Origin of the sequence: Streptomyces lunalinharesii (assembly GCF_039532155.1) — a bacterium.
GTDB lineage: Bacteria > Actinomycetota > Actinomycetes > Streptomycetales > Streptomycetaceae > Streptomyces > Streptomyces lunalinharesii.
In genome coordinates this window covers 1-3,918 of the sequence record NZ_BAAARK010000090.1, presented here as the reverse complement: position 1 = coordinate 3,918, position 3,918 = coordinate 1, and the positions used below count along the sequence as shown (strand labels likewise).

The following is a 3,918-nucleotide window of genomic DNA, read 5'->3' as shown; positions in this document are numbered from 1 at the left end:
CCTCACCGATCTCCGAGGGGCGGTCGGCGACTTCGATGCGTTGGTCCACGTTGCCCTCGGCGATCGCGGTCGCGGTCGTCGCCATGTCGCGCAACGGTCGCAGGCCCACGCGCAGCACCCCGCGGCCGAGGAGGGAGATGCCGCCGAGCGCGGCCAGGGTGGCCACGGCGTCGGCGACGATCAGCCAGTACACCACGTCATCGGTGGGTCCGAGGCTCTCGGCGACCACCACGGTGCTGAACGGCTTCGGGACGGCGCCGGCCCGTTGCTGGACCGTGGCGTGCCGGCCGACGGGGAAGGCAAGGGCGCGGTATCGGGGGAGGGGTGTGTCCTGGGTCGGCAGGGTGACGGGGCGGGCGGCGAATCCGTCCGGGACCGGCGCCGGGAGGTCGGGCCGGGGTGCGGGTTCGCCGTTGAGGTCCCTTGCCGGTGTCTGTGCGACCACTCGGCCGTGCGCGTCGAGCAGTACGGCGTAGACCCCTCCGGGAGTCCGGGCGAGCAGGTCGGCATCGATCGTACGGTCGGGCGGGTTCACGATGCGGTGCTGGATGGTGTCGCGGGCGTTGGTGAGCTTGGCGTCGGCGGCATCGATGAGGTAGACGCGCAGGGCGACCAACGAGGCCGCGTTGACCGTCACCATGCCCAGGGCGGCCAGCAGCATGACTCCTGCCATGAGGCGGGCCCGCAGGGAGCCGCGGCGTGCGCGGGCCATGTCACCCGTCTCCGGGGAGCCGCAGGCTGTAGCCGAATCCGCGTACGGTCTGGATCAAGGGCGGCGCCTGGGCGTCGATCTTCGCCCGGAGGCGGGAGACCAGCTTCTCCACGACGCCGTGGCTGAAGTGGTGCTGCCACACGTGGTCCATGATCTGCTCCTTCGAGACCACGTACTCGGCGTTGACCAGCAGGTACCGCAGGAGCTTGTACTCCGTCGGCGACAGGGCGATCAGGCGGCCCCGGCGGCGGACCCGTCGGCTGCGTTCGTCCACGGTCAGGTCCGCGAAGCCGAGTACGGGGCTGGGCGCTGCGGTCGTGCCGGCTCTGCGCAGCAACGCGTGCACCCTGGCCAGCAGTTCGGGGACGCTGAACGGCTTGGTGAGGTAGTCGTCGGCGCCCATGGCGAATCCGGCGACCCGGTCCTCCACCGCGTCCCGCGCGGTCAGGAACAACACCGGCAGCCGCGCCCCGTTCCTGATGAGGCTGCGGCATACCGCGAAGCCGTCCATGTCGGGCAGCATCACGTCCAGTACCAGCAGGTCCGGGGAGACGGTTTCGTAGGCGCGCAGGGCAACGGCGCCGCGGTTCGCCGTCGTCACCTGGTACCCCGCCAGGCTCAGGGTCGTCTCCAGCAGCTCCGCCACCCTCGGGTCGTCGTCCACGACCAGCACTCGCTGCCCGGTTCCGCGGGGCAAGGGCAGGCCGTCGGCCGGTGGGACGCAGTGCATGACAGTTACCAATCGGGGGAGGCCACGTCGGCGACGGCCCTTGGGGGCTGTCGCGTCTGCGTCGACAACGCCCCGTCGCACCCACGGGTTCCCTGTGCCGGCGACCGACTGTCGCCCCGGCGCCCGGTGTCCAGGTCACCGCGACCGCGCAGGGCATCGCCGACTGTCAGGCAACGGTCAGGTTGGCGACCGGGGCGGGTCAGCCGGGACGGGTCTTCTTGAGTCGGACACCCCGACGACCACCGTCGCCGACGAAGCCAGGAGCCGCCGTGGACCCCGCAGCACACCCTGAAACCGGCAGTGACGATGCTGCCCGGGCCGCGATCCGCGGTCGGCTGCGCAGCGGGGTGCTCGACGTTGCGCCGGTCCTCGGGTTCACCCTGAGCCTGTCGCTCAGCCATCAGGTCGCCGTCGCGTTGACGGTCGCCCTGACGGTCGGGGTCGGTGGTTGCGTCGTGCGGCTGGTACGGCGAGAACCCGTGCGGCGCACGCTCGGTGTCGTGGGTGTCGTCGGCGCCGGCGGTGCGCTGGCCGCACTCACCGGACAGGCCACCTCGTTCTTCGTCCCGAGTCTGGTGATGCACTGCGTGATGGCCGTGGCGACGCCGGTGATGTTGCTCCTCGGATGGCCGCCGATGGGCCTGGCGGTGGGCCTGCTCACCGGTGAGCGGACCCGCTGGCGCCGCTGCCCGGTACGTCGGCGGGGCTTCGTCAGGGGCAACTTGGCCATCGTGGCCGGAAGTTACGCATTGCTCGCCGTCCAGCTCCCGCTGTTCCTCTCCGGCCAGGCCGTCGCCCTCGGCGCGGTGGAAACCCTCGGCCCCGTCGTCCTCGCGCTCGGCACGCTGCTGGGCTGGCGCAGCTACCGACGTGTCGTCGGTACGCACCGCTGCCTCGACAGTCACCCGAACGCCCAGACATCCCACCCCTTGGAAAGGACACCTTCATGACCGCAGCACAGCCCACCATCAAGCCCCAACCCACGACGCGGACCTGCCCCTTCGACCCGCCGGAGGAGTACCGCACACTGCGCGAGCAGGAGCCGATCACCCGGATGACCCTCCTCGACGGCCAGTCGGGCTGGCTCGTCAGCCGCTACGAGGACGTCCGGGCGGTCCTCTCGGACCCGCGGTTCAGCGCCGGCGGCCCTCGGCTGGGGGACGGCACCCCGGCCGGCGGCGCCCCCCACACGCCGCCCCCGGGAATGTTCATCTTCATGGACCCGCCGGAGCACACCCGGTTCCGACGGCTGCTCACCGGGAAGTTCACCGTGCGCCGGATGCAGCAACTGACCCCGTTGGTGGAGCAGTTCGTCGCCGAGCGACTGGACGCGATGGCCTGGGCCGAGTCCCCGGTCGACCTCGTACGGGAATTCGCGCTGCCGGTTCCCTCACTGGTGATCTGCGAGCTGCTCGGAGTGCCCTACGCCGACCGCGAGGAGTTCCAACGGAACTCGGCCAGGATGATCAGCCTCACCGCAGGCCCGGAAGCGAACCACGAGGCCCGGGAGGCGATGCGGTCGCACCTCCACCGGCTGGTGCTCGCCAAGCGCGCCGAGCCCACCGACGACATCCTCGGCGAGCTGGTGCAGTCCGGCGAACTCACCGACGAGGAACTGGCCGGCGTGGGATCGCTGCTGCTGATCGCCGGCCATGAAACGACCGCGAACATGATCGCGCTGGGCACCATGTGCCTGCTGCAGAACCCCGAGCAGCTGGCGGCGCTCCGGGCCGACCCCACGCTGATGGACGGCGCCGTCGAGGAACTGCTGCGTTACCTCACCATCGTTCAGTACGGCGCCCGCCGCACCGCTCTTGAGGACGTGGAACTGCACGGCCACCTGATCAAGGCCGGCACCCCCGTGGTTGCCTCGCTGACCTCGGGGAACCGGGACGCGGCGCAGTTCCTTGACGACCCCGACCGGCTGGAGTTGACGAGGAAGCACGGCCCGCACCTCGCCTTCGGCCACGGCATCCACCAGTGCCTCGGCCAGCAACTGGCCCGGGTGGAGATGAAGGCGGCTCTGGGCGCGCTGTTCGACCGGTTCCCCACGCTGCGGCTCGCGGTGCCGCCGGAGGACGTACCGATGCGCCACGACATGATCGTTTACGGCGTCCACGCGCTCCCCGTGACCTGGTAGCCGGCAGCTCACCCGACACCCCGGCAGCCGTGGCCCGACCGTAGGCCACGGGCCCGACCGTAGGCCACGGCTGCCACCAGATCCCAGTCCCACCGATACGGAGCGGAGCGGCCCGATGAAGGTCGTCATTGACGAGAACAAGTGCGTTGGCGCAGGGCAGTGCGTGCTGGCTGCCGCCGACGTCTTCGACCAGCGCGACGAGGACGGCATCGTCGTCCTGCTCAACCCCCTGCCGGCGGACGACCTGAGCGCTCAGGTCGAGGACGCCGCCGCCCGCTGCCCCGCGCTGGCCATCGAGGTGGTGAAGTAGTGCCCGCCACGGACCACATCGTCCTG

5 protein-coding genes are annotated in these 3,918 nt (G+C 71.0%); 3 read left to right on the top strand and 2 right to left on the bottom strand.

Annotated elements, in window-relative coordinates; genetic code table 11:
• Positions 1–712: HAMP domain-containing protein (locus ABD385_RS40930; RefSeq protein WP_344585324.1), on the bottom strand; the 712-nt coding region annotated here is incomplete at its 3' end.
• A gap of 1 nt (position 713) precedes the next feature.
• A complete protein-coding gene (locus tag ABD385_RS40925) occupies positions 714–1,409 on the bottom strand; it encodes a response regulator transcription factor (protein ID WP_344585322.1) in 696 nt (231 codons plus the stop codon).
• 302 nt (positions 1,410–1,711) lie between these two features.
• Between ABD385_RS40925 and ABD385_RS40920 the strand changes: the two genes are divergently transcribed.
• The 3 genes from ABD385_RS40920 to ABD385_RS40910 all read left to right on the top strand — a co-directional run bounded on the left by ABD385_RS40920 (position 1,712) and on the right by ABD385_RS40910 (position 3,892).
• Positions 1,712–2,392 carry a DUF3159 domain-containing protein gene (locus ABD385_RS40920; protein WP_344585320.1) on the top strand — a complete coding sequence of 227 codons (681 nt, stop codon included), beginning with the start codon at positions 1,712–1,714 and terminating at the stop codon, positions 2,390–2,392.
• On the top strand, positions 2,389–3,582 hold the full coding sequence (locus tag ABD385_RS40915; RefSeq protein WP_344585318.1) for a cytochrome P450: 1,194 nt from the start codon (positions 2,389–2,391) through the stop codon (positions 3,580–3,582). Before ABD385_RS40920 ends, ABD385_RS40915 begins: the two co-directional genes overlap by 4 nt.
• Before the next feature lie 115 nt (positions 3,583–3,697).
• On the top strand, positions 3,698–3,892 hold the full coding sequence (locus tag ABD385_RS40910) for a ferredoxin (RefSeq protein WP_344585316.1): 195 nt from the start codon (positions 3,698–3,700) through the stop codon (positions 3,890–3,892).
• The last annotated feature ends 26 nt before the right edge of the window (positions 3,893–3,918 follow it).

What these genes read in the sequence shown, in the direction of transcription:
- ABD385_RS40910 (WP_344585316.1), top strand. Translation starts at nt 3,698, where the DNA reads ATGAAGGTCGTCATTGACGAGAACAAGTGCGTTGGCGCAGGGCAGTGC.
- ABD385_RS40915 (WP_344585318.1), top strand. Translation starts at nt 2,389, where the DNA reads ATGACCGCAGCACAGCCCACCATCAAGCCCCAACCCACGACGCGGACC.